The organism is Kitasatospora sp. NPDC057965 (genome assembly GCF_042887135.1).
Lineage (GTDB): Bacteria > Actinomycetota > Actinomycetes > Streptomycetales > Streptomycetaceae > Kitasatospora.
The window spans coordinates 1-19938 of record NZ_JBHVPZ010000014.1; the positions used below are offsets into that span (position 1 = coordinate 1).

Sequence of the window (19938 nt, forward strand, 5' to 3'; positions counted from 1 at the left end):
GGCTCCCAGTAGACGACTGGGTTGATAGGCCGGATATGGAAGCCCTGTGAGGGGTGGAGTTGACCGGTACTAATAGGCCGAGGGCTTGTCCTCAGTTGCTCGCGTCCACTGTGTTGTTCTGAAACAACGACCCCCGCCATTGCGTGCGGGCGGTGACAGTTTCATAGTGTTTCGGTGGTCATAGCGTGAGGGAAACGCCCGGTTACATTCCGAACCCGGAAGCTAAGCCTCACAGCGCCGATGGTACTGCAGGGGGGACCCTGTGGGAGAGTAGGACGCCGCCGAACAAATTTTGAGAAGAACCCCCGCCGGATTACCGGCGGGGGTTCTTTGCGTTCAGGACAGGCCGGTCACCTCCGATACCGCTCGGCCACCGCCGTGAAGGCCTCCTTGGGCTCCCAGTCCATGTCGGGGTAGGTCTCTCCCCGGCGTCCTTCGAGGAGGCGGCGGTTCTCGCCGAACGCCTGGGCGATGCCGGAGTGCACACGGCCCGCGTTCTCGCGGCGAGCGTGGCCGCGGCGGTCCGCATCGCCTTGGAGGGCTGGCTCCGGCCGATCGGGAACGCCGGCGCGGCAGGGTTGGTCGTACCGTCCGGTTCCCCGCCGGAGCAGCTCCGCGCGGCGTTGGCGCCGCTCGCGCCGGCCTTCGATGCCGCCGAGCGGCGTACCGGGCCGTGAACCGGCCTCGGGGGCACGGGCGCTGAGTTGCGGTCAGAGCCGGCCGGCGGCCTTGAGGGCGAGGTAGGTGTCGGCCAGGGCGGGGGCGACGGAGGAGGGCGGGGCGTCGATGACCGTGACGCCGGCGCGGGTGAGGCGGTCGGCGGTGAGGCGGCGGTCGGCGCGGGTCTGTTCGGCGGCCGCGGCTCCGTAGACGGCCTCGACGGTGCCGCGGCCGGCGGCGAGCTCGTCGAGGTGGGGGTCGGAGACGGAGGCGAGCACGACCTCGTGCCGCTTGGTGAGCAGGGGCAGCAGCGGGAGCAGGCCGTCCTCGACCGGGGCCGCGTCCAGGCCGGTGAGCAGGACGATCAGCGAGCGGTGCGGCGCCATCTTGAGCGCGGTGGCGACCAGCGAGCGCATGTCGGTCTCGTAGAGGGCGGGCTCCAGGACGGCCATCGCGTTGGTGAAGGCCGGGAGGATCTCGTTCGGGGAGCGGCCGGCCACCGAGACCCGGGCGCGCCGGTCGTGGGCGAGCAGGTCGACCCGGTCGCCGGCCTTGGTGGCGAGGGCGGTGAGCAGCAGTGCGGCGTCCAGGGAGGCGTCCAGGCGGGGAGCGTCGCCGACCCGGCCGGCCGAGGTGCGGCCGGTGTCGAGGACGACGAGGATGTGCCGGTCGCGCTCCGGGCGCCAGGTGCGCACGGCGACGGTGTGGCGGCGGGCGCTGGCCCGCCAGTCGATGGAGCGGACGTCGTCGCCCGGCAGGTACTCGCGCAGCGAGTCGAACTCGGTGCCCTGGCCGCGGGTCAGGACGGAGGTGCGGCCGTCGAGTTCACGCAGCCGGGCGAGCCGGGAGGGCAGGTGCTTGCGGCTGGCGAACGGGGGCAGCGCGCGGACCGTCCAGGGGACGAGGTGCGAGCCCTGACGGCCGGCCAGGCCGAGCGGGCCCAGCGAACGGATCGTCACCTTGTGGGCGTGGTGGTCCCCGCGCCGGGTCGGGGTGAGGACGGTGGTGACGCGGCGCCGTTCGTGGCCGGGCACGGGCAGGGTGTGCCGGGAGGCGGCGGTCTCGGTGCCGGGCCGCCAGGCGGACGGGGCCCAGGCGTCGCGGATCCGGGCGCGCAGGAGGCGTCCGGACGGATTGGTGACAGTCAGTTCGACGCCGGCGGGCTCCCCGAGCCGCACCTTGGTGTCGCCGCCCCGGACGATCCGCAGACTGCGGACGGGGGCGGCGAGCACCAGGTCGACGACGACGGCGAGCAGGACCGCACCGGTGACGGCGCCGATCCCGGCCCAGGAGGGCAGCAGCAGGCCCGTGACGAGGGCGCCGAGCGCGGCGAGCAGGGCGGTTCGCCCGGTGAGGGCCATGCGGTGCGTTCCTTCGTCGGGGCCGGGGGTGAGCCGGCCAGAGGTGCGGGCGGGCGGGGCGGGCCAGCGTGGGGTGGGCTCAGCGTGGGGCGGGCGTCTGGGCGAGCACCGCCTGGATGACGGAGTCGGCGGTGACGCCCTCCATCTCGGCCTCGGCGCGCAGGGCGACGCGGTGCCGCAGGGTGGGCAGGGCGAGGGCCTTGACGTCGTCGGGGGTGACGTAGTCGCGGCCGGCCAGCCAGGCCCAGGCGCGGGAGGCGCCGAGCAGTGCGGTGGCGCCGCGCGGGGAGACGCCGATGGAGAGCGAGGGCGACTGCCGGGTGGCCCGGCAGAGGTCGACGATGTAGGCGAGGACCTCGGGGGAGACGGTCAGCTTGGCGATCTGCGCCCGGGCGGCCGCGATGTGCTCGGGGCCGGCGACGGGGCGCACGCCCGCTGCGGAGAGGTCGCGCGGGTCGAAGCCGGCGGCGTGCCGGGCGAGGACCTGGAACTCCTGGTCGCGGTCGGGCAGCGGAAGGATCAGCTTGAGCAGGAAGCGGTCGAGCTGGGCCTCGGGCAGCGGGTAGGTGCCCTCGTACTCGACCGGGTTCTGGGTCGCGGCGACCAGGAACGGGACCGGCAGGGGGCGCGGTTCGCCGTCGACGGTGACCTGCCGCTCCTCCATGGCCTCCAGCAGGGCGGCCTGGGTCTTCGGCGGGGTGCGGTTGATCTCGTCGGCCAGCAGCAGGTTGGTGAAGACCGGGCCGGGCTGGAAGGAGAACTCGGCGGTGCGGGCGTCGTAGACCAGCGAGCCGGTGACGTCGCCCGGCATGAGGTCGGGGGTGAACTGGATGCGCTTGGTCTCCAGGCTGAGCGCGGTGGAGAGGGTGCGGATCAGCAGGGTCTTGGCGACGCCGGGGACGCCTTCGAGCAGCACGTGGCCGCCGCAGAGCAGGGCGACGACCAGGCCGGTGACGGCGGCGTCCTGGCCGACGACGGCCTTGGCGATCTCGGCGCGCAGGGCGGTGAGGGCCTCGCGCGCGTCGACGGTCGGAGCGTCGACGGGCCGGGCGTCGCCGAGGCGCGGGTCGCCGGGCGCGCCGGCGCCGGGGGTGGCGGGTGCCGTGCCGGGAGTGATGCGGAGCTGGGTGGTGGCCTTCTCGGTCACGGCTTCCGTACCTGCCTTTCGAGGGCGTCGAGGTCGTCGGCGAGCCGCAGCAGCGCGGCGTCGTCGGTCGGGGGCGGGCCGTACAGGAGGGCCCGTACGTCCCCGGCGGGCCGCTCGGGGAGGCGGTCGGCGACGGCCGCGCAGAGAGCGGTGGGGTCGGGCGCGCCGGCCACGGGCGGGACGCCCAGGGCCGGGGCGATGCGGTGCGCGGCGGCGCGGCGCAGGGCGTCGGCGGCGCGGCCGCGGGCCCTGGCACGGCGGTAGAGCCGGGCGCGGCCCTCGGTGGTCTCGGAGGCGCGGACCACCACGGGAAGGTTCTCGCTGACGACCGGGCCGAGGCGGCGGGCGCGCCAGAGCGCGGCGAGCACGACGGCGACGGCGAGCTGGTAGCCGGCCCAGGTCCAGCCCTCCGGGATGAAGTCCTGGAAGCTCTTGCGCCCGCCCTCGGCGACCGGGGCGGTGTAGTCGGGCAGGTGCCAGCCGATGTGCGGCTGGGCGCCGAGCAGGCCGAGTCCGAGGGCGGCGTTGCCGTCCTTCTTGAGCAGCTCGTTGGTGAGGAACTCGCCGCTGCCGAGGACCACGACGTCGGTGCCGCGGCCGGTGGGGACGGCGACCACGGGGTAGCCGTGGCCGCGCGGGTAGCAGCCCTCGCCACGGCTGCCGGAGGTGTAGAGCAGGCCGCCGACGTGGGCGCTGCCGGCCCGGACCGCCTCCGGCAGCGAGCAGCCCGGGTCGGTGCCGCGAACGCGGGCGTACGGGACGCCGCCGTTCTCGTCGGACATCCGGACGCCGGGGGCGAGCGCGCTGAGCGCGGCGGGGCCGGGGGCGATCAGGACCAGTCGGCTGTGCCGGGCGGCGGCGACGGCGGCCAGCTGCTCGGGGGTGAGCAGGTCGGGTTCGGGCAGTACCAGGGTGTCGGCGCCGGTGGGGCGGCCGGTGGGGTCGGTGATGACGTCGACGGTGAGGCCCTGGCGCTCCAGCAGGGCGACCAGGGCGTGGCCGCCGGTGGCGTCGTAGGAGCGCGGGTCCAGCGGCGGGTACTGGCGTTCGTCGTTGGCGGCGGCCAGGACGACGGCGGCGAGCAGGGCGAGGACGACGGTGAGCAGGTACCAGCGGGCGCGCCGCCACAGGCCGCGGCCTGTGGGGGCGAGGCTGGTGCCGGTCGCGACGGGGTCGGCCGCGACGGGATCGGCCGCGACGGGTCCGGGCGCGGGCCCGGTCGGGTGCGGCGGTGCCGTCGGGACGGGGGTGGCGCTGGTCATGCGGCTCCTCCGGCGGCCGGGGCGAGGACCGGGCGGGCGCGTTCGAGGGTCCGGTCGAGGTCGCGCAGCAGCTGGTAGGCGGCCTGGTCGGCGGTGCGCTCGCCGTAGGCGATGTCGTCGAAGGCCCGGGCGGCCGCGAGCAGCGCGCCGGCGTGCTCGGGCAGTGCGCGGCCGGCTTCGACGGCGGCCTCGTCGGCGGTGCGGCCGGGCCGGGGGTCGAGCAGGGTGCGTTCCTCCAGTGCCCGGACCAGGGCGCGCATCTGCTCGCGGACGGCGTCCGCCCACTGGCCGGCCGCGGCGTGCCGCTCGGCGTCGGTCCGGTGCTCGGCGGCGCTGCGCGGGCCGGTGCCGCCGAAGACGCCGAGGTCGGTGCGGGCGGCCCGCTTGGGCGCGCCGAGGCGCCACCAGAGGGCGGCGCCGATCACCAGGGCGACCACCAGGAAGAGGATCAGCCCGGTGGTGCCGGTGGTACCGCCGCCGGCGAGCGCGCCGAGCGCGTCGTCGATCCGGTCCATGACCCAGTTGACGATCCGCTCCTGGATGCTCGGGTCGTGGCGGTGGTAGTCGGCCTTGACCAGCTCGTCGCGGGCCGCTTCGCGCGCCGCGTCACGCGGCGTCGTGACCGGGGCCCCGCCCGCGAGCACGACGATCTCCCCCCAGGTCGGCATCGGGCTCAGAGCCTTGCCGGGGCGGGGCCGCCCTGACCGCCCCAGCCGGTGCCGCCGTACTCGGGCAGGCCGGCGGCGCGGGCGAGCTCGATGTCGAGGGCCTCGCGCCGGATCCGCTGGTCCACGTAGAGCAGCACGCCGATGGTGGCGGTGAAGGGGAGCGTGATGGTGGACGAGAGGATGCCGCCGATGGCGAGGGTGACCAGCATCGCGGTGGGCATGGAGGTGGAGTCACCGGCGTCGAGCTGGCTGGTGAGGTCGCTCCAGCCGAGCATCATGCCGGCGACGGTGAACGGGGTGCTGATCACGCTGGAGACGACCCAGGCGATGACCGTGCTGAGCAGGGTGATGCCGAAGATCCGCCACCAGGAGCCGCGGACCAGGCGCCGGGAGCGGGAGAGGGCGGCGATGACGCCCTGCTTCTCCAGCATGAGCGCGGGCGCGGCCAGGCTGAGCTGGATGCCGAGCCAGCCGGCCACGGGGAGGCTGAGCGTGCCCACGATGACGAGCAGGGCGGTGATCGCCGGTTCGGCGGCGCCGGACAGCGCGTAGCCGATCAGCGGGGTGAAGCCCAGCAGGATGATGCCGCCGAGGATCAGGGCGTTCAGCAGGGTGAGGCCGATGAGCTGGAGTGTCCGGGGCCGGGCGTCGCGCCAGGCCTCCCCGAGCGTGACGGACTGCCCGAGGATGGCGCGGCTGACGACCATGGTCAGCAGGGCCGAGGCGATCACGCTGAGCAGCCCGGCTAGCGGCAGGCTGACCAGGGAGGTCAGCACCGGGGTGAGCTCGCCGGTGTCGCCCTGGACGGCGAGCTGGGCGCCGAGCGCGACGCCCTGCTGGACCACGGCGACGCCGAAGGACAGGCCGAGCGCGACCCGCCAGTGCTTGCGGACGGTGGAGACCGCGCCGTCGAGGATCTCGCCGAGGCCGAGCGGGCGCAGCGGGATGACACCGGGCTTGGGGCTGGGCGGGGCACCCCACCCGAACTGCCCGCCGGGCGGCCCGTACGGCGGCTGCTGGCCGTAGGGGGGCTGCTGGCCGTACGGCGGCTGCTGCCCGTACGGGGGCTGCGGTGCGCCGGGGGCGGTGCCCCAGGCGGGCGGGGCGTCGTGGGGCGGTGCCGACTGGCCGGGCACGGCGGCGGGCGCGTCGGCCGGGGGCCGGGCACCGTCGCGGGGCGGCTCGGACGAGCCGGGCGAGGCCCAGCCCGGAGTGTCGGTCATCACTGCTCCTCGGAGGGCGTCAGAGTTCGCGGCGCCGGGTGGATCTTCACATGGGCGCAGCGCCCATCGTGCCATGGTGGTCGGACGCGCCCCAGGGGGATCCGGTTGCTGAACGGCAACGGCCGCTCCGTGGACGGCCGGTGGTCCTTCCCGGGGCCTCCGGGGCCGGGTCGGGCCGGGGCTTTCGCCCGGTATGGCCGGAATTCGCCGGGCCGCCAGTTGGCCGTTCTGGAGCAATGGGACTGCTGTGCGGCAGGTCACAATCCGGTAATGAGAAGATGGACCCATGAAGGGACGCGTCCTCGTCGTTGATGACGACTCCGCACTGGCCGAGATGCTCGGCATCGTGCTGCGTGGTGAGGGTTTTGAGCCGTTTTTCGTCGCGGATGGGGACAGGGCGCTAGCCGCGTTCCGGGAGACCAAGCCCGACCTGGTCCTGCTCGACCTGATGCTGCCCGGTCGGGACGGCATCGACGTCTGCCGGCAGATCCGGGCGGAGTCCGGGATCCCGATCGTCATGCTGACCGCCAAGACCGACACGGTGGACGTCGTGGTGGGTCTGGAGTCGGGTGCCGACGACTACGTGACCAAGCCGTTCAAGCCCAAGGAACTGGTGGCCCGGGTGCGCGCCCGGCTGCGCCGTGCCGAGGAGCCGACCCCGGAGCAGCTGACCATCGGCGATCTGGTGATCGACGTGGCCGGCCACTCGGTGAAGCGGGAGGGGCGGGGCATCCCGCTGACCCCGCTGGAGTTCGACCTGCTGGTCGCGCTGGCCCGCAAGCCCTGGCAGGTGTTCACCCGCGAGGTGCTGCTGGAGCAGGTGTGGGGCTACCGGCACGCGGCGGACACCCGGCTGGTGAACGTCCATGTGCAGCGTCTGCGCTCCAAGATCGAGAAGGACCCGGAGCGCCCCGAGATCGTGGTGACCGTCCGCGGCGTCGGCTACAAGGCCGGGCCCAGCTGACGTGAGCGACCAGTCCGACGAGACCCCGGCGGCCGGCGCGACCGACGGGGGCGGCTCCGCCGTGCGCGGGGACGTGCTGAGTTCGACCGTCCGCAACCGCCGGCGGCGCGGCCTCGCGGCCCCGTTCGCGCCGGTGGTCCGTCAGCTGCGCCGCCCCGTGCACCGGGTGGCGGCGCTGTACCGGCGGTCGATCCAGCTGCGGGTGGTGGCGGCGACCTTGCTGCTGTCGGTCCTGGTGGTGCTGGTGCTGGGCGTCGTCGTGGTGGCCCAGGTGCGGACCGGGCTGCTGGACACCAAGCGGGCCGCGGCGCGCGACCAGGCGATCGCGGGCTTCCAGACCGAGCTCAAGAAGATCGACGAGGCGAAGGACCTGCGGGTGCGCACCGGCGCGGCCGCCGACCCGGCACCCGAGGAGCCCGGGACCTGGCTGCTGCGGCAGGTCGGCGAGCTGGCGGCCAGCGGGCAGAACGTCTACTCGGTGATCGCGATGCTGCCGGCCACCGGCCAGACCGTGCCGCCGGCGAAGGACCGGCCCAGCTACGGCCCGCGCTACTCGGGCGACATCTCGCCGGACAGCGTCCCGGCCGCCCTGCGGGCCCGGGTCGCGCAGGAGGCCGGTCAGACCTTCAGCCAGCCCACCCGGATCCAGCGCTCCGCGGAGAGCGGCGGGAAGACCGAGCCGGGCCTGGTCTTCGGCCAGCAGTTCACCGGCCCGGACGGCACCAGCGACTACCAGCTGTACTACGTCTTCTCCTTCGGCCAGGAGACCAAGACCCTCAACCTGATCACCGGCACCCTGGCGACCGCCGGCGTGTTCGTGGTGATCATGATGGGCGGCATCGCCTGGCTGGTGGTGCGCCAGGTGGTGACACCGGTCCGGATGGCCGCCGGGATCTCCGAGCGGCTGGCCGCCGGGCACCTGGAAGAACGGATGAAGGTCACCGGCACGGACGACATCGCCAGGCTCGGCGAATCGTTCAACCGGATGGCCAACGCGCTGCAGGCGCAGATCCGCCAGCTGGAGGAGCTGTCCCGGGTGCAGCGGCGCTTCGTCTCGGACGTCTCGCACGAGCTGCGCACCCCGCTGACCACCGTCCGGATGGCCGCCGACCTGATCTACGACAGCCGCGAGGACCTGGACCCGATGGCGGCCCGGTCCGCCGAGCTGCTCCAGGGGCAGCTGGACCGCTTCGAGTCGCTGCTCGCCGACCTGCTGGAGATCAGCCGGTTCGACGCGGGCGCGGCCGTGCTGGACGCCGAGCCGGTGGACCTGCGCGACATCGTCGGCCGGGTGGTCGAGGCCGCGGACCCGCTGGCGCAGGCCAAGGGCAGCGCGGTGGTGATCCGCGGCGACGGCGAGCCGGTGGTGGCCGAGGTCGACTCCCGGCGGATCGAGCGCATCCTGCGCAACCTGGTGGTCAACGCGCTGGAGCACGGCGAGGGCCGGGACGTCGTGGTCCGGCTGGGCTCGCAGGACGGCGCGGTGGCGGTCGGCGTGCGCGACTACGGCATCGGTCTCAAGCCGGGCGAGGCGTCCCGGGTGTTCCACCGGTTCTGGCGGGCCGACCCGTCCCGGGTGCGGACCACCGGCGGCACCGGCCTGGGCCTGTCCATCGCGGTCGAGGACGCGCACCTGCACGGCGGCTGGCTCCAGGCCTGGGGCGAGCCGGGTGGCGGCTCGCACTTCCGGCTCACCCTGCCGCGCACCCGCGGCGGCGAGATCAATCGGGCGCCGTTCCGGCTGGAGCCGGAGGACTCCCGCAACAACCGGGGGCTGGGCACGTACGGGACGCCGTACCGGCGGGCGATCCGCCCGGGCGGATCGACGGCGCTGAGCGCGGCGGAGGAGACGGCCGTCCCGGAGACCCCGGAGGCCTCCGGCAGCGGTTTCGGCAGCGGGCTCGGCGGCGTGCTGAGCATCGGCCCGGGTCTCGGCCGGCGCGCGCCGGACGCCCCGCGGGCCGACCCGTCGGACGTGCTGCCGGCCGGTGCCGGGTACGGTGCGACCGGCGCGCAGGTCATGGTGGACACGGCGCCGGGCCGGCCGTCGGTGGCGCAGCGCACCGCGGGGCCGGACGAGGCCGCCGGGGTGGACGGCACGGGTGGAACCGACACGGAGGGGTCGCGGGGTGCGAAGGACCAGCGGCAGGACTGAGCCTCGGCTGGCCGGGGTGGCCGGCGCCCTGCTGGGCAGCCTGCTGGCCGGCGGCTGCGCGGCGATGCCGGATTCCGGGGGCGTCACCAGGATCGAGCAGTCCAAGAGCTCGGCGGAGAAGAACCTGCAGGTCAGGGTCTTCCCGGTGGAGCCCGCCAAGGGCGCCAAGCCGCAGGAGCTGCTGACCGGGTTCCTGGACGCGCTCACCGCCGACGACAGCTACGGCACGGCCCGCAAGTACCTGACGTCGGCTGCCGCCGCGCGGTGGAACGCCGAGGCGGGCGTCAAGGTGCTCGGCGGCAAGCCGAGCCAGGCCGACGTGAGCGTGACCGACGCCGACACCGACGTCTCCATCCCGGTCAGCGGGCAGCTGGTGGCCGAGGTGGACGAGCGGCACTCGTACCGGATCAAGCCGACGACCCAGCAGCTCCAGTTCAACTTCTCCTTCGTGCGGGAGAAGGGCGAGGAGTGGCGGATCAACGAGCTCCCCGACGGTTTGATCCTCAACGAGGTCAACTTCCGCAACAGCTACCGCCAGGTCGACCGGTTCTTCTACGCCGCGCCCGACCCGTCCGCGCCGACCGCCACGGCGGCGACCAACCAGGACGTGCTGATCGCCGACCCGGTCTACCTGCGGCGCCGAATAAACCCGCTGGGCTCGGCCGCCGACGCTCTGGTCAGCGGGCCGTCGAGCTGGCTGGAGCCGGTGGTGCGCTCGGCCTTCCCGGCCGGGGCGAAGGTGGAGTCGGTCACCGTGGACGACAACCACACCGGGCACGTGGGGGTCACCGGGGTCGACCTGGGCAGTGCCACCGCCTGCCGGCAGATGGCCACCCAGCTGCTCTACACCCTCGCCGACCAGGGCACCGGGCAGGTGGACAAGCTGGAGCTCAAGGGGCAGCACGGCGGCCTGGGCTGCCTGGCGACCCGCAGCGACGAGCCCGCGATCGGGCCCGGCGCGCTGGCCGGCCAGATGGCCACCCGGCAGTTCTACCAGCGGGAGGACAACGGCGTCCTGTACGAGACGCGCGCGGCCGATGACGTCTCCGATCCGGTGCGCGGTCCGCTGGGGCGCCCGCAGCAGAGCGGCCGGCGGCTGGGCGCGATCGCGGTGGCCCGGGACGGTGAGCGCGCCGCGGCGATCAGCGGGGACGGCCACCAGCTCTACACCGTGCCGTTCGCGGAGAACACGGCGGCGGGCGCGATGCCCCAGCCGGTGCTGACCACCACGGCCCGTCCGGGCGCGAAGGTCGAGGACGGGCTGACCTCGCCGACCTGGGACGGGCGGGGCGACCTCTTCGTGGTGGACCGGGACCCGCAGGGCCCGAGGGTGCTGATGGTCCGCGACAAGACGGTCGTCGACGTGCCGGTGGCGAAGCTGGACGGCCGCTCGGTGCAGGGCATCAAGGTCTCCTCGGACGGGGTCCGGGTGGCCCTGCTGCTCAAGGAGGGCAAGGACGGCAAGGAGCAGAAGCTCTGGCTGGGGCTGTTGGTCCACGGAGGCACCAAGGAGGCGCCGACCGCGCGGATCACCGGCCTGCAGGAGGCCAATCCGGCGTTCCAGGAGGTGGCCTCGGTCTCCTGGGCGGAGGCGGACCAACTGCTGGTGCTGGGCAAGGAGAAGGACAAGCTGCAGCAGCTGCACTACATCAGCACGGACGGGTCCCCGAACTCCGACGCGCGGCTGCAGAGCGGCGGCGAGCTGGTCACGGTGGCGGCGTCGGAGGCGCGGGTGAGCGGCGGGAGCGGCAGTACGCCGCTGGTGCCGCCGGTGCTGGCGCTGCAGGGCGCGGGGGGCAAGCCGTACCGGCTGGTCAACAACCAGTGGCGGGAGCTGGGGGGACTGCTCTTCGGGGTCTCCTCGTTCATCTACCCGGGCTGATCCCCGGCTGATCTTCGGGCCGGTGCCCGGGCCGCTCTCAGAGGTGGTCCCCGGCTCGGTGCTCGGGCGTGTGCGGGACGCCGCGGGGGTGCCGGTCCGCGCCGGCCGCCGCGACGGTCGCGGCCGCGCAGGGCGGCAGCCCGGCGGCCGACAGCGCCCGGGCCGCCTCGGCGAGGCTGGCGCCGGTGGTCACCAGGTCGTCCACCAGGACCGGCCGGAGCGCGGGCGGGCGGTGTGCGAGCGGCCGGACGGTGAGCGCGCCGTGCAGGTTGCGCCGGCGCTCGGCGGCCGGGAGCCCGGCCTGGTCGGCGACCGGGCGGGTGTGCAGCAACAGCGGTGCGGCGCGGGCGTCCAGGCCCTCCCGGCGCAGCACGCGGGCGGCTGCGCCCGCCATCCGCAGGGTCGGGTCGTGGCCCCGGGCGCGGACGGCCGCGCGGGCCGAGGGCACCGGGACGAGCAGCAGCGGGGCCTGCCCGGCCCGCGGGCCGAGCGCGGAGCGCACCGCGCGGGCGAGGACCTCGCCGAGCGGGCCGGCCAGCCGGAGCGCGCCGCGCTCCTTGTGCGCGAGCAGCAGCCGGCGGACCGGGCCGTCGTACGGCGCGCAGGCGTGCACCCAGGGCAGGGCGGCGCAGGGCGCGGGCAGGGCGGTGGCGAGGAGGCGCCGACAGTCCGGGCAGAGCTGGCCGCGTTCGGTGCCGCAGCCCGCGCAGGGCGACGGGACCAGCACGTCGAGCAGACCGGCCAGGGCGTGGGCGAACGGCCCTTGGGCGGACGGCGGTCGGGGCGGTGCGGAGGTCGGCGGCACGGCTGCTCCTCCCGGCTTGCGAACGGAGAGTGAGCAAAGAATGCGCCGTACGGGGGGTGTTGTCCAGGTATTTACCTGTGTTTCACTCGCAGGAGGGTAGACAGGGGGCTACGGCTTGACCGCCACGCCCCATTAGTCCGTCATACCCCAACTCTCCGCTGGGGAGGCGAAAACTCCGTGTGAGGTGTTCGATGAGCCCCAGGGGGTTTCAACCGTCCCTGGTGGGGAGGAAGTGAGGTGAGGGCCAGTCGTTCCCACCGTTGCCGGTGGGACGGAGGGCCGGCGGAAGGATTGGCTGGTCCGGCTGGTCTCAGTCCGGTCCGGTAGCACCCGGACCGGCGACAGAACGAGGGATCGGAGTTCTGCGTGGACATCGTTGTCAAGGGCCGCAAGACCGAGGTGCCCAAGAGGTTCCGGGATCACGTGGCCGAGAAGCTGGAGAAGGTCCAGAAGTTCGACACCAAGGCGATCAGCCTCGATGTCGAGGTGTCCAAGGAACACAACCCGCGGCAGGCCGACCGGTCCGACCGCGTGGAGATCACTCTCCGTACCCGTGGCCCGGTGATCCGGGCGGAGGCCGCCGCCGCGGACCCCTATGCGGCGCTCGACCTGGCCTCGGCGAAGCTCGACGCCCAGCTGCGCAAGTCCGCGGACCGGCGTCGGGTCCACAAGGGCGGCAACGGCCGCACCCCGATCAGCGTCGCCGAGGCGACCGCGGCCCTGGCCGCGCTGCCCGAGACGAAGCCGTCGGAGAGCAGCACCAACGGGGCCGTCCGCAAGACCATGATGGGAACCCTGGAAGTGGAGGGCGAAGGCCCGCTGGTGGTCCGGGAGAAGACGCACCCGGCCGCCCCGATGGCGCTCGACCAGGCGCTCTACGAGATGGAGCTGGTCGGCCACGACTTCTACCTCTTCGTGGAGAAGGACAGTGGCCTGCCGAGCGTGGTCTACCGCCGGCACGGCTACCACTACGGCGTGATCCACCTCAAGGCCGACGGCTCGACCGTCGAGGGTGGTGGCGCCGGCGGCGCGATCGGCGCGGGTGACGACGAGGACTGACCGTCCGAGCAGCGTGGGAGGGTGACCCCGGTGGCCGGTGCCGCCGGGGTCACCGGCGTTCCGGGGCGGGTCGGTGTGCCGTCGGGGCGGCCCGCAGGTCACCCGATGCGGGGCGATCGGCGCCGGAGGGTGACCGGAGGGGGCTCCGGCCGTGGAATGATTGGCGCACGACGACCGGCGACGGGGGAGGAGCGGATGGGGGATCACTTCGGGTTGGGGCCCGTGGCGGGGCCGGTCGCGGGGGGGCCGCCGGGCCCGGAGGAGGACCCCGGCTACGGCACCCGCCGGGGGGAGCCGATCCGCGTCCTGGTGGTGGACGACCACGCGCTGTTCCGCCGCGGCCTGGAGATCGTGCTGGCCGAGGAGGAGGACATCACCGTCGTCGGCGAGGCCGGGGACGGCGCCGAGGCGGTGCTCAAGGCCGCCGACCTGCTGCCGGACATCATCCTCATGGACGTCAGGATGCCGCGCCGCAGCGGGATCGAGGCCTGCACCGCGATCAAGGACGTCGCGCCCAGCACCAAGATCATCATGCTGACGATAAGCGACGAGGAGGCCGACCTCTACGAGGCGATCAAGGCGGGCGCCACCGGGTACCTGCTCAAGGAGATCTCCACCGACGAGGTCGCCACCGCGATCCGCGCGGTCGCCGACGGGCAGTCCCAGATCAGCCCCTCGATGGCGTCCAAGCTGCTCACCGAGTTCAAGTCGATGATCCAGCGCCGGTCCGACGAGCGCGAGTTGGTGCCCGCGCCGCGGCTGACCGACCGGGAGCTGGAGGTGCTGAAGCTGGTGGCCACCGGGATGAACAACCGGGAGATCGCCAAGGAGCTGTTCATCAGCGAGAACACCGTGAAGAACCACGTGCGCAACATCCTGGAGAAGCTGCAGCTGCACTCCCGGATGGAGGCCGTGGTCTACGCGATGCGCGAGAAGATCCTCGAAATAGGGTGAGCGGCGGGCCCCTCGGGGTGCGCTCAGCCGAGCAGCTTCTCCAGTGCCGGGCGGAGCGCCTCGTCGTGCAGGGTCTCGATCCGGACGCTGTCGCAGCCCACCCAGGAGGCCGCCTCGCGCAGCGCCCCGGCCAGCGCCTCCAGGTGCTTGGGGGAGTCCAGCGAGATCTGACGGGCCACCAGTGTCCGTCCCTCGCGGGCCGGATCGACCCGGCCGACCAGCTGTCCGCCGGTCAGCAGCGGCATCGCGAAGTAGCCGTGCACCCGCTTGTGCTTGGGCGTGTAGGCCTCCAGCCGGTGGGACATGCCGAAGATCCGCTCGGTGCGCGGGCGGTCCCAGACCAGCGAGTCGAACGGCGAGAGCAGCGTGGTGCGGTGGCGCCCGCGCGGCGCCGCGGCGAGCGCCGCCGGGTCGGCCCAGGCCGCGCCGGGCGAGCCGTCCGGGCCCCAGCCGGCCACCTGGACCGGGACCAGGCCGGATTCGGGCAGCGCCGCGTCCAACTGGTCGGCGCGCAGCCGGTGGTAGTCCAGCAGGTCGGCCCGGGTCGCCACGCCGAGCGCCGCGCCGGACTGCGCGACCAGGGTGCGCAGGCACTCCGCGTCGTCGGGCTCGGCAGCGAACAGCTCGGCGGGGACGGCCTGTTCGGCCAGCGCGTAGACGCGCTTCCAGCTCCGGCGGTCGGTGCAGACCACATCGCCGAAGGCCAGCGCCCGCTCCACCGCGATCTTGGTGTCCGACCAGTCCCACCAGTCGGCGGTCCGCTTGGCGCCGCCCAGCTCGGTGGAGGTGAGCGGGCCTTCGGCGCGCAGCTTGTCGAGCACGGTGCGGTACGTCGCCGCGTCGACCTGCTTGCCCCAGACGTGGGCCTTGGCGCGGTAGCGCCGGCGCCGGAAGGCGAACAGCGGCCACTCCTCGACGGGGAGCACGCAGGCCGCGTGCGACCAGTACTCGAAGCTCGCGCCGGAGCCCCAGAACGCCGTCTCGACCGCCGGGCGGCCGACCGCGCCGAGCCGGGCGTACGGGACCAGTTCGTGCGAGCGGGCCAGCACCGAGATGGTGTCGAGCTGGACGGAGCCGAGTCGGCGCAGCACCCCGCGCACCCCGCCGCGGCGGTCCGGGGCGCCGAGCAGTCCCTGGGCGCGCAGGGCGATCCGGCGGGCGTCGTCGGCACCGAGGACGGTCACCGGGGCGGGGGTCGCGGGGGCGGGGCCGGCAGCCCGGCGCGGGGTCGAGGCGGTCATGCCGGCGAGCCTAGACGGGGGCACCGACAACCGGCCCGGGCCGCGGCCCGCGCGGTCAGTCGGGGAGGTCCTCGGCGAGCAGCGAGGCGATCCAGCAGTCACGGAACAGCCCGCGCTGCTCGGCGTAGGAGCGCAGCAGGCCCTCGCTGCGGAAGCCGACCTTCCGGGCCACCCCGCGCGAGCCCTCGTTGCCCACGTAGGCGAGCCACTCCAGGCGGCGCAGGCCCAGCTCGCGCAGCCCGTAGCGGGCCACCGCGGCGGCGGCCTCGGTGGTGTACCCGCGACCGCGGGACTCCTTGGTCGCCCACCAGCCGACCTCGGCGGTGCCCGGCCGGCCGGGGCAGGCCATCAGCCCCTGGCTGCCGACCAGCGCGCCGGTCTCGCGCTCGAACACGCACCAGACCAGGTTCTCGCCGCTCTGCCAGCCGTTGGCGGCGAGGTCGTGGACGAAGTACTCGGCGTCCTCGCGGCGGTACGGCGACGGGACGACCGTCCAGCGCTGGATCTCCTCGTCCTGGCAGGCGGCGAAGACCGCGTCGACGTCGCCCTCGGCGGGAGCGCGCAGGACCAGGCGGTCGGTGGTGAGGGCGACGGGCGCCGTGGGGCGCGGGCCGGTCTGCTGCTGCGACTGCTTCGGCTGCTCATCCATGGACGGATTATTCCGTGCAGAGATAAAACGGAGCATCCGATTAACGGACCGGCACGTTCAATCAGCCGGACAACCGCCCGGTTTGCCCCGGTGCGAGGGACTATCGTCGGATGTGCTCGCGCGGGTGACACGGGAATACCGTGCTGACGCACCTCCCGGGGCATTGGGCTCCTCGCATACGATGGCCCGTGCGGTGGGGTGGATCCACCGTGCAGTCGTCCAGTGCCAATACAGGCAAGGAGCCCGCTCACGTGTCCGTCTTCGACAAGATCCTGCGCGCCGGCGAAGGCAAGATCCTTCGCAAGCTGCAGCGGATTGCCGCCCAGGTCAACTCCATCGAAGAGGACTTCGTCAACCTCACCGACGCCGAGCTGCGCGCACTGACCGACGAGTACAAGCAGCGGATCGCCGACGGCGAGAGCCTGGACGACATCCTCCCCGAGGCGTTCGCCACCGTCCGCGAGGCCGCCAAGCGCGTGCTGGGCCAGCGGCACTACGACGTCCAGCTCATGGGCGGCGCCGCGCTGCACTTCGGCTACGTCGCCGAGATGCGCACCGGTGAGGGCAAGACCCTGGTCGGCACGCTGCCCGCGTACCTCAACGCGCTCACCGGCAAGGGCGTGCACCTCATCACGGTCAACGACTACCTCGCCGAGCGCGACTCGGAGTGGATGGGCCGGGTGCACCGCTTCCTCGGCCTCGAGGTCGGCGTGATCCTCGGCAACATGACGCCCGCCGAGCGCAAGCGCCAGTACGGGATGGACATCACGTACGGCACCAACAACGAGTTCGGCTTCGACTACCTGCGCGACAACATGGCCTGGTCGAAGGACGAACTCGTCCAGCGCGGCCACTACTTCGCGGTGGTCGACGAGGTCGACTCGATCCTCATCGACGAGGCCCGTACCCCGCTGATCATCTCCGGCCCGGCGGACCAGGCGACCAAGTGGTACGCCGACTTCGCCAAGCTGGTGCTGCGCCTGAAGATCGACCGCGACTACGAGGTCGACGAGAAGAAGCGCACCGTCGGCATCCTGGAGGAGGGCGTCACCCGGGTCGAGGACTACCTCGGCATCGACAACCTCTACGAGTCGGTGAACACCCCGCTGGTCGGCTTCCTGAACAACGCCATCAAGGCGAAGGAGCTCTACAAGGCGGACAAGGACTACGTCGTCATGAACGGCGAAGTCATGATCGTCGACGAGCACACCGGCCGCATCCTGGCCGGCCGCCGCTACAACGAGGGCATGCACCAGGCGATCGAGGCCAAGGAAGGGGTGGAGGTCCAGAACGAGAACCAGACGCTGGCCACCATCACCCTCCAGAACTTCTTCCGCCTGTACGACAAGCTGGCCGGCATGACCGGTACCGGCACCACCGAGGCGGCCGAGTTCCACCAGATCTACAAGCTCGGCGTGGTGCCGATCCCGACCAACAAGACGCCGCTGCGCATCGACCAGCCCGACCTGATCTACAAGTCGGAGCCGGCCAAGTTCGCCGCCGTGGTCGAGGACATCGCCGAGAAGCACGAGAAGGGCCAGCCGGTGCTGGTCGGCACCGTGTCGGTCGAGAAGTCCGAGTACCTGTCGCAGGAACTGCGCAAGCGCGGCATCCCGCACGAGGTGCTGAACGCCAAGCACCACGAGCGCGAGGCGCAGATCGTCGCCCAGGCCGGCCGCAAGGGCGCCGTCACCGTCGCCACCAACATGGCCGGCCGCGGTACCGACATCATGCTCGGTGGCAACGCCGACCACCTCGCGGCCGCCGAGCTGGCCCAGCGCGGGCTCTCCGCGGTGGACACCCCGGAGGAGTACGAGGCCGCGTTCCCGGCCGCGCTGGAGAAGGCCAAGGCCGCGGTCAAGGCGGAGCAGGACGAGGTCAAGGAGGCCGGTGGCCTCTACGTCCTCGGCACCGAGCGCCACGAGTCCCGCCGGATCGACAACCAGCTGCGCGGCCGTTCCGGCCGTCAGGGCGACCCGGGCGAGTCCCGCTTCTACCTGTCGCTGGGCGACGACCTGATGCGCCTGTTCAAGGCCGGCATGGTCGAGCGCGTGCTCTCGATGGCCAACGTGCCCGAGGACGTGCCGATCGAGTCGAAGATGGTCACCCGGGCCATCGCCTCCGCGCAGACCCAGGTCGAGCAGCAGAACTTCGAGATCCGCAAGAACGTCCTCAAGTACGACGAGGTGCTGAACCGCCAGCGCGAGGTCATCTACGGCGAGCGCCGCCGGGTCCTGGAGGGCGAGGACCTGCAGGAGCAGGTCGGCCACTTCATGGACGACACCGTCGAGGCGTACGTCCGGGCCGCCACCGGCGAGGGCTTCGAGGACGACTGGGACCTCGAGAAGCTCTGGACCGCGCTCAAGCAGCTCTACCCGGTCACCCTGGACCTGGAGGAGCTGGAGGAGGAGGCCGGCGGCACCGCGGGCCTCACCCCGGAGTTCCTCACCAAGGTCGTCCAGGAGGACGTCCAGGCGCAGTACGGCGCCCGCGAGGACCAGCTCGGCACCGAGATCATGCGCGAGCTGGAGCGCCGCGTCGTGCTGTCGGTGCTGGACCGCCGCTGGCGCGAGCACCTCTACGAGATGGACTACCTCCAGGAGGGCATCGGCCTGCGGGCCATGGCGCAGCGCGACCCGCTGGTCGAGTACCAGCGCGAGGGCTTCGACATGTTCACCGCGATGATGGAGGGCATCAAGGAGGAGTCCGTCGGCTACCTGTTCAACCTGGAGGTCCAGGTCGAGCAGCAGGTCGAGGAGGTCCCGGTCGAGGACGCCCAGGTCGTGCTCGACAAGCTGGAGAAGGACGCCGCCCGTCCGGAGATCAAGGCCAAGGGCCTGGAGGCCCCCAAGCCGCAGCGGCTGCACTACACGGCCCCCTCGGACGAGGTCGGCGGCGGTGTGGTCGAGGGCGACTTCGAGGACCTCGGTGCGGAGGACGAGGGCGACGGGCTGACCCGCGCCGAGCGCCGCAAGGCCGCCAAGTCGGCCAAGGGCCGCCGCCGCAAGGGCTGAGACGAGGCCGGGGGCCGGTCCGCGCGTCGGACCGGCCCGGCGCAGGGCAGGGCGCCGCTCCCGTACGGGGGCGGCGCCCCGCGCCGTTTCCGGGGGCGTGCCGAGCGGACCGCGGGTCGGTGGCGCGGCGGCGGGCGGCGGCGCGGGGCGGGCGACGGCGGTCACCGGGCCTCCACGGCGGTGCACTGCCACTGGCCGGAGGGGCCGCGCGGCTCCAGCCGGAACGCCACCATGTGGTGCCGGGCGCCGAGGTCGACCCGGACGCAGGCCTCGACGGCGCCCGGCGAGGGGGAGCGGTCGTGCACCGGGCCGAGCCGGGGCCGCTCGCCGGCCCGCGTCCGGCGCAGGGTGCCGGCCCGGACCAGGGCGGAGAGCTGGCCGTAGCAGTCCAGCGTGGTGTGGCGCAGCAACTGGCCGGACGGCCGGGCGCCGGTGAGCACCTCCACCAGCCGGTGGGCGAACCGGGTGCTGAGGCCGTCGAGCGGCTCGCGGTCCGCACCGCCGGTGCACGCGGTCCGGGGGTGACGGGGCCGGCGCGGGGGCGCCGGGTGGTGGTCCCGGGCGGTGCCGCGCGAGCGGTAGGGGCGCGCGGAGAGCACGGCGGGCGGGGTGAGCGGCGGTGCGGCGCGGTTCGGGCACGTGGTCATGGGCCTTCCTCGGGGGCGGTCGGTGCGGGGCCTGGACGGGGCTGGACGGGGCTGCCGGCGAGGCTGCCGGCGGGGGTGGCGACGGGGCCGGGAAGCGGCTGGTGCGGGTACGGACGGGTCCTTGCTAGTGGCCCCCGTGCGGGGCGGCAACGGGTTTCCCGCGGCCTCCCCGACGGCCTCGAAGTTCACCTATCCGGGTGAGTCGGCCCGTGCGGTGGCAGGCTTCCGGGCACCCCCGTCGGCCCGG

At 73.6% G+C, this 19938-nt stretch carries 16 protein-coding genes, 2 rRNA genes and 1 pseudogene; 9 read left to right on the forward strand and 10 right to left on the reverse strand.

The annotated features are described in order from the left end of the window. Positions 1 to 93, forward strand: a 23S ribosomal RNA gene (locus ACFVVU_RS19250); the annotation flags it as partial. Positions 94 to 170: 77 nt separating this feature from the next. Further along, positions 171 to 287, forward strand: a 5S ribosomal RNA gene (gene rrf / locus ACFVVU_RS19255). Positions 288 to 350: 63 nt separating this feature from the next. Here the strand turns inward: rrf and ACFVVU_RS19260 are convergent. Next, positions 351 to 485, reverse strand: a complete 135-nt coding sequence (locus ACFVVU_RS19260) for a hypothetical protein (protein ID WP_380683077.1) — start codon at positions 483 to 485, stop codon at positions 351 to 353. On the opposite strand from ACFVVU_RS19260, the pseudogene ACFVVU_RS19265 reads away from it, so the two are divergent. Next, positions 447 to 677: pseudogene (locus ACFVVU_RS19265) on the forward strand (TetR family transcriptional regulator); the annotation flags it as partial. The gene ACFVVU_RS19260 and the pseudogene ACFVVU_RS19265 sit on opposite strands and share 39 nt — an antisense overlap. A gap of 33 nt (positions 678 to 710) precedes the next feature. On the opposite strand, the gene ACFVVU_RS19270 reads toward ACFVVU_RS19265, so the two are convergent. The 5 genes from ACFVVU_RS19270 to ACFVVU_RS19290 all read right to left on the reverse strand — a co-directional run bounded on the left by ACFVVU_RS19270 (position 711) and on the right by ACFVVU_RS19290 (position 6321). Beyond that, the gene (locus tag ACFVVU_RS19270; protein ID WP_387791121.1) at positions 711 to 2021 is read right to left on the reverse strand and encodes a DUF58 domain-containing protein; all 1311 of its coding nucleotides are present in this window, start codon (positions 2019 to 2021) and stop codon (positions 711 to 713) included. A gap of 79 nt (positions 2022 to 2100) precedes the next feature. After that, complete coding sequence (locus ACFVVU_RS19275; protein ID WP_380683078.1) at positions 2101 to 3021, reverse strand: AAA family ATPase; 921 nt, start codon at positions 3019 to 3021, stop codon at positions 2101 to 2103. Between the two features lie 143 nt (positions 3022 to 3164). Beyond that, positions 3165 to 4430, reverse strand: coding sequence for a DUF4350 domain-containing protein (locus ACFVVU_RS19280; protein WP_387791123.1), 1266 nt, complete (start codon positions 4428 to 4430; stop codon positions 3165 to 3167). Continuing rightward, complete coding sequence (locus tag ACFVVU_RS19285) at positions 4427 to 5098, reverse strand: DUF4129 domain-containing protein (RefSeq protein WP_380683074.1); 672 nt, start codon at positions 5096 to 5098, stop codon at positions 4427 to 4429. Before ACFVVU_RS19285 ends, ACFVVU_RS19280 begins: the two co-directional genes overlap by 4 nt. Positions 5099 to 5103: 5 nt before the next feature. Then, complete coding sequence (locus ACFVVU_RS19290; protein WP_387791125.1) at positions 5104 to 6321, reverse strand: hypothetical protein; 1218 nt, start codon at positions 6319 to 6321, stop codon at positions 5104 to 5106. Between the two features lie 286 nt (positions 6322 to 6607). On the opposite strand from ACFVVU_RS19290, the gene mtrA reads away from it, so the two are divergent. Genes mtrA through ACFVVU_RS19305 form a run of 3 tightly spaced genes read left to right on the forward strand, consistent with a single transcriptional unit; the run spans position 6608 to position 11322 of the window. Then, a complete protein-coding gene (mtrA, locus tag ACFVVU_RS19295) occupies positions 6608 to 7285 on the forward strand; it encodes an MtrAB system response regulator MtrA (protein ID WP_380683072.1) in 678 nt (225 codons plus the stop codon). A 1-nt stretch (position 7286) separates the two neighbouring features. Then, on the forward strand, positions 7287 to 9440 hold the full coding sequence (mtrB, locus tag ACFVVU_RS19300; RefSeq protein WP_380683071.1) for an MtrAB system histidine kinase MtrB: 2154 nt from the start codon (positions 7287 to 7289) through the stop codon (positions 9438 to 9440). After that, a complete protein-coding gene (locus tag ACFVVU_RS19305; protein ID WP_387791127.1) occupies positions 9415 to 11322 on the forward strand; it encodes an LpqB family beta-propeller domain-containing protein in 1908 nt (635 codons plus the stop codon). Before mtrB ends, ACFVVU_RS19305 begins: the two co-directional genes overlap by 26 nt. 37 nt (positions 11323 to 11359) lie before the next feature. Here the strand turns inward: ACFVVU_RS19305 and ACFVVU_RS19310 are convergent, their stop codons facing one another. Beyond that, positions 11360 to 12127 carry a ComF family protein gene (locus ACFVVU_RS19310; RefSeq protein ID WP_387791129.1) on the reverse strand — a complete coding sequence of 256 codons (768 nt, stop codon included), beginning with the start codon at positions 12125 to 12127 and terminating at the stop codon, positions 11360 to 11362. A gap of 366 nt (positions 12128 to 12493) precedes the next feature. On the opposite strand from ACFVVU_RS19310, the gene hpf reads away from it, so the two are divergent. Continuing rightward, positions 12494 to 13186, forward strand: a complete 693-nt coding sequence (gene hpf / locus ACFVVU_RS19315) for a ribosome hibernation-promoting factor, HPF/YfiA family (protein ID WP_380683068.1) — start codon at positions 12494 to 12496, stop codon at positions 13184 to 13186. A gap of 195 nt (positions 13187 to 13381) precedes the next feature. Beyond that, a complete protein-coding gene (locus tag ACFVVU_RS19320) occupies positions 13382 to 14140 on the forward strand; it encodes a response regulator (RefSeq protein WP_387791131.1) in 759 nt (252 codons plus the stop codon). Between the two features lie 23 nt (positions 14141 to 14163). On the opposite strand, the gene ACFVVU_RS19325 is transcribed toward ACFVVU_RS19320, so the two are convergent. Both ACFVVU_RS19325 and ACFVVU_RS19330 read right to left on the reverse strand, forming a co-directional pair. Beyond that, on the reverse strand, positions 14164 to 15381 hold the full coding sequence (locus tag ACFVVU_RS19325) for a winged helix-turn-helix domain-containing protein (RefSeq protein WP_387791132.1): 1218 nt from the start codon (positions 15379 to 15381) through the stop codon (positions 14164 to 14166). Positions 15382 to 15436: 55 nt separating this feature from the next. After that, a complete protein-coding gene (locus ACFVVU_RS19330; protein ID WP_380683065.1) occupies positions 15437 to 16030 on the reverse strand; it encodes a GNAT family N-acetyltransferase in 594 nt (197 codons plus the stop codon). A gap of 251 nt (positions 16031 to 16281) precedes the next feature. Between ACFVVU_RS19330 and secA the strand changes: the two genes are divergently transcribed. Further along, a complete protein-coding gene (gene secA, locus ACFVVU_RS19335) occupies positions 16282 to 19044 on the forward strand; it encodes a preprotein translocase subunit SecA (RefSeq protein ID WP_355372856.1) in 2763 nt (920 codons plus the stop codon). A gap of 161 nt (positions 19045 to 19205) precedes the next feature. Here the strand turns inward: secA and ACFVVU_RS19340 are convergent, their stop codons facing one another. Further along, complete coding sequence (locus ACFVVU_RS19340) at positions 19206 to 19691, reverse strand: Rv3235 family protein (protein ID WP_380685107.1); 486 nt, start codon at positions 19689 to 19691, stop codon at positions 19206 to 19208. Between the last annotated feature and the right edge of the window lie 247 nt (positions 19692 to 19938).

Bases quoted from the DNA above. Each gene is read 5' to 3' on its own strand.
- ACFVVU_RS19320 (WP_387791131.1), top strand. From the start codon at position 13,382: ATGGGGGATCACTTCGGGTTGGGGCCCGTGGCGGGGCCGGTCGCGGGG.
- ACFVVU_RS19325 (WP_387791132.1), bottom strand. From the start codon at position 15,381: ATGACCGCCTCGACCCCGCGCCGGGCTGCCGGCCCCGCCCCCGCGACC.
- mtrA (WP_380683072.1), top strand. From the start codon at position 6,608: ATGAAGGGACGCGTCCTCGTCGTTGATGACGACTCCGCACTGGCCGAG.
- ACFVVU_RS19270 (WP_387791121.1), bottom strand. From the start codon at position 2,021: ATGGCCCTCACCGGGCGAACCGCCCTGCTCGCCGCGCTCGGCGCCCTC.
- ACFVVU_RS19340 (WP_380685107.1), bottom strand. From the start codon at position 19,691: ATGACCACGTGCCCGAACCGCGCCGCACCGCCGCTCACCCCGCCCGCC.
- ACFVVU_RS19290 (WP_387791125.1), bottom strand. From the start codon at position 6,321: ATGACCGACACTCCGGGCTGGGCCTCGCCCGGCTCGTCCGAGCCGCCC.
- ACFVVU_RS19330 (WP_380683065.1), bottom strand. From the start codon at position 16,030: ATGGATGAGCAGCCGAAGCAGTCGCAGCAGCAGACCGGCCCGCGCCCC.
- ACFVVU_RS19285 (WP_380683074.1), bottom strand. From the start codon at position 5,098: ATGCCGACCTGGGGGGAGATCGTCGTGCTCGCGGGCGGGGCCCCGGTC.
- ACFVVU_RS19280 (WP_387791123.1), bottom strand. From the start codon at position 4,430: ATGACCAGCGCCACCCCCGTCCCGACGGCACCGCCGCACCCGACCGGG.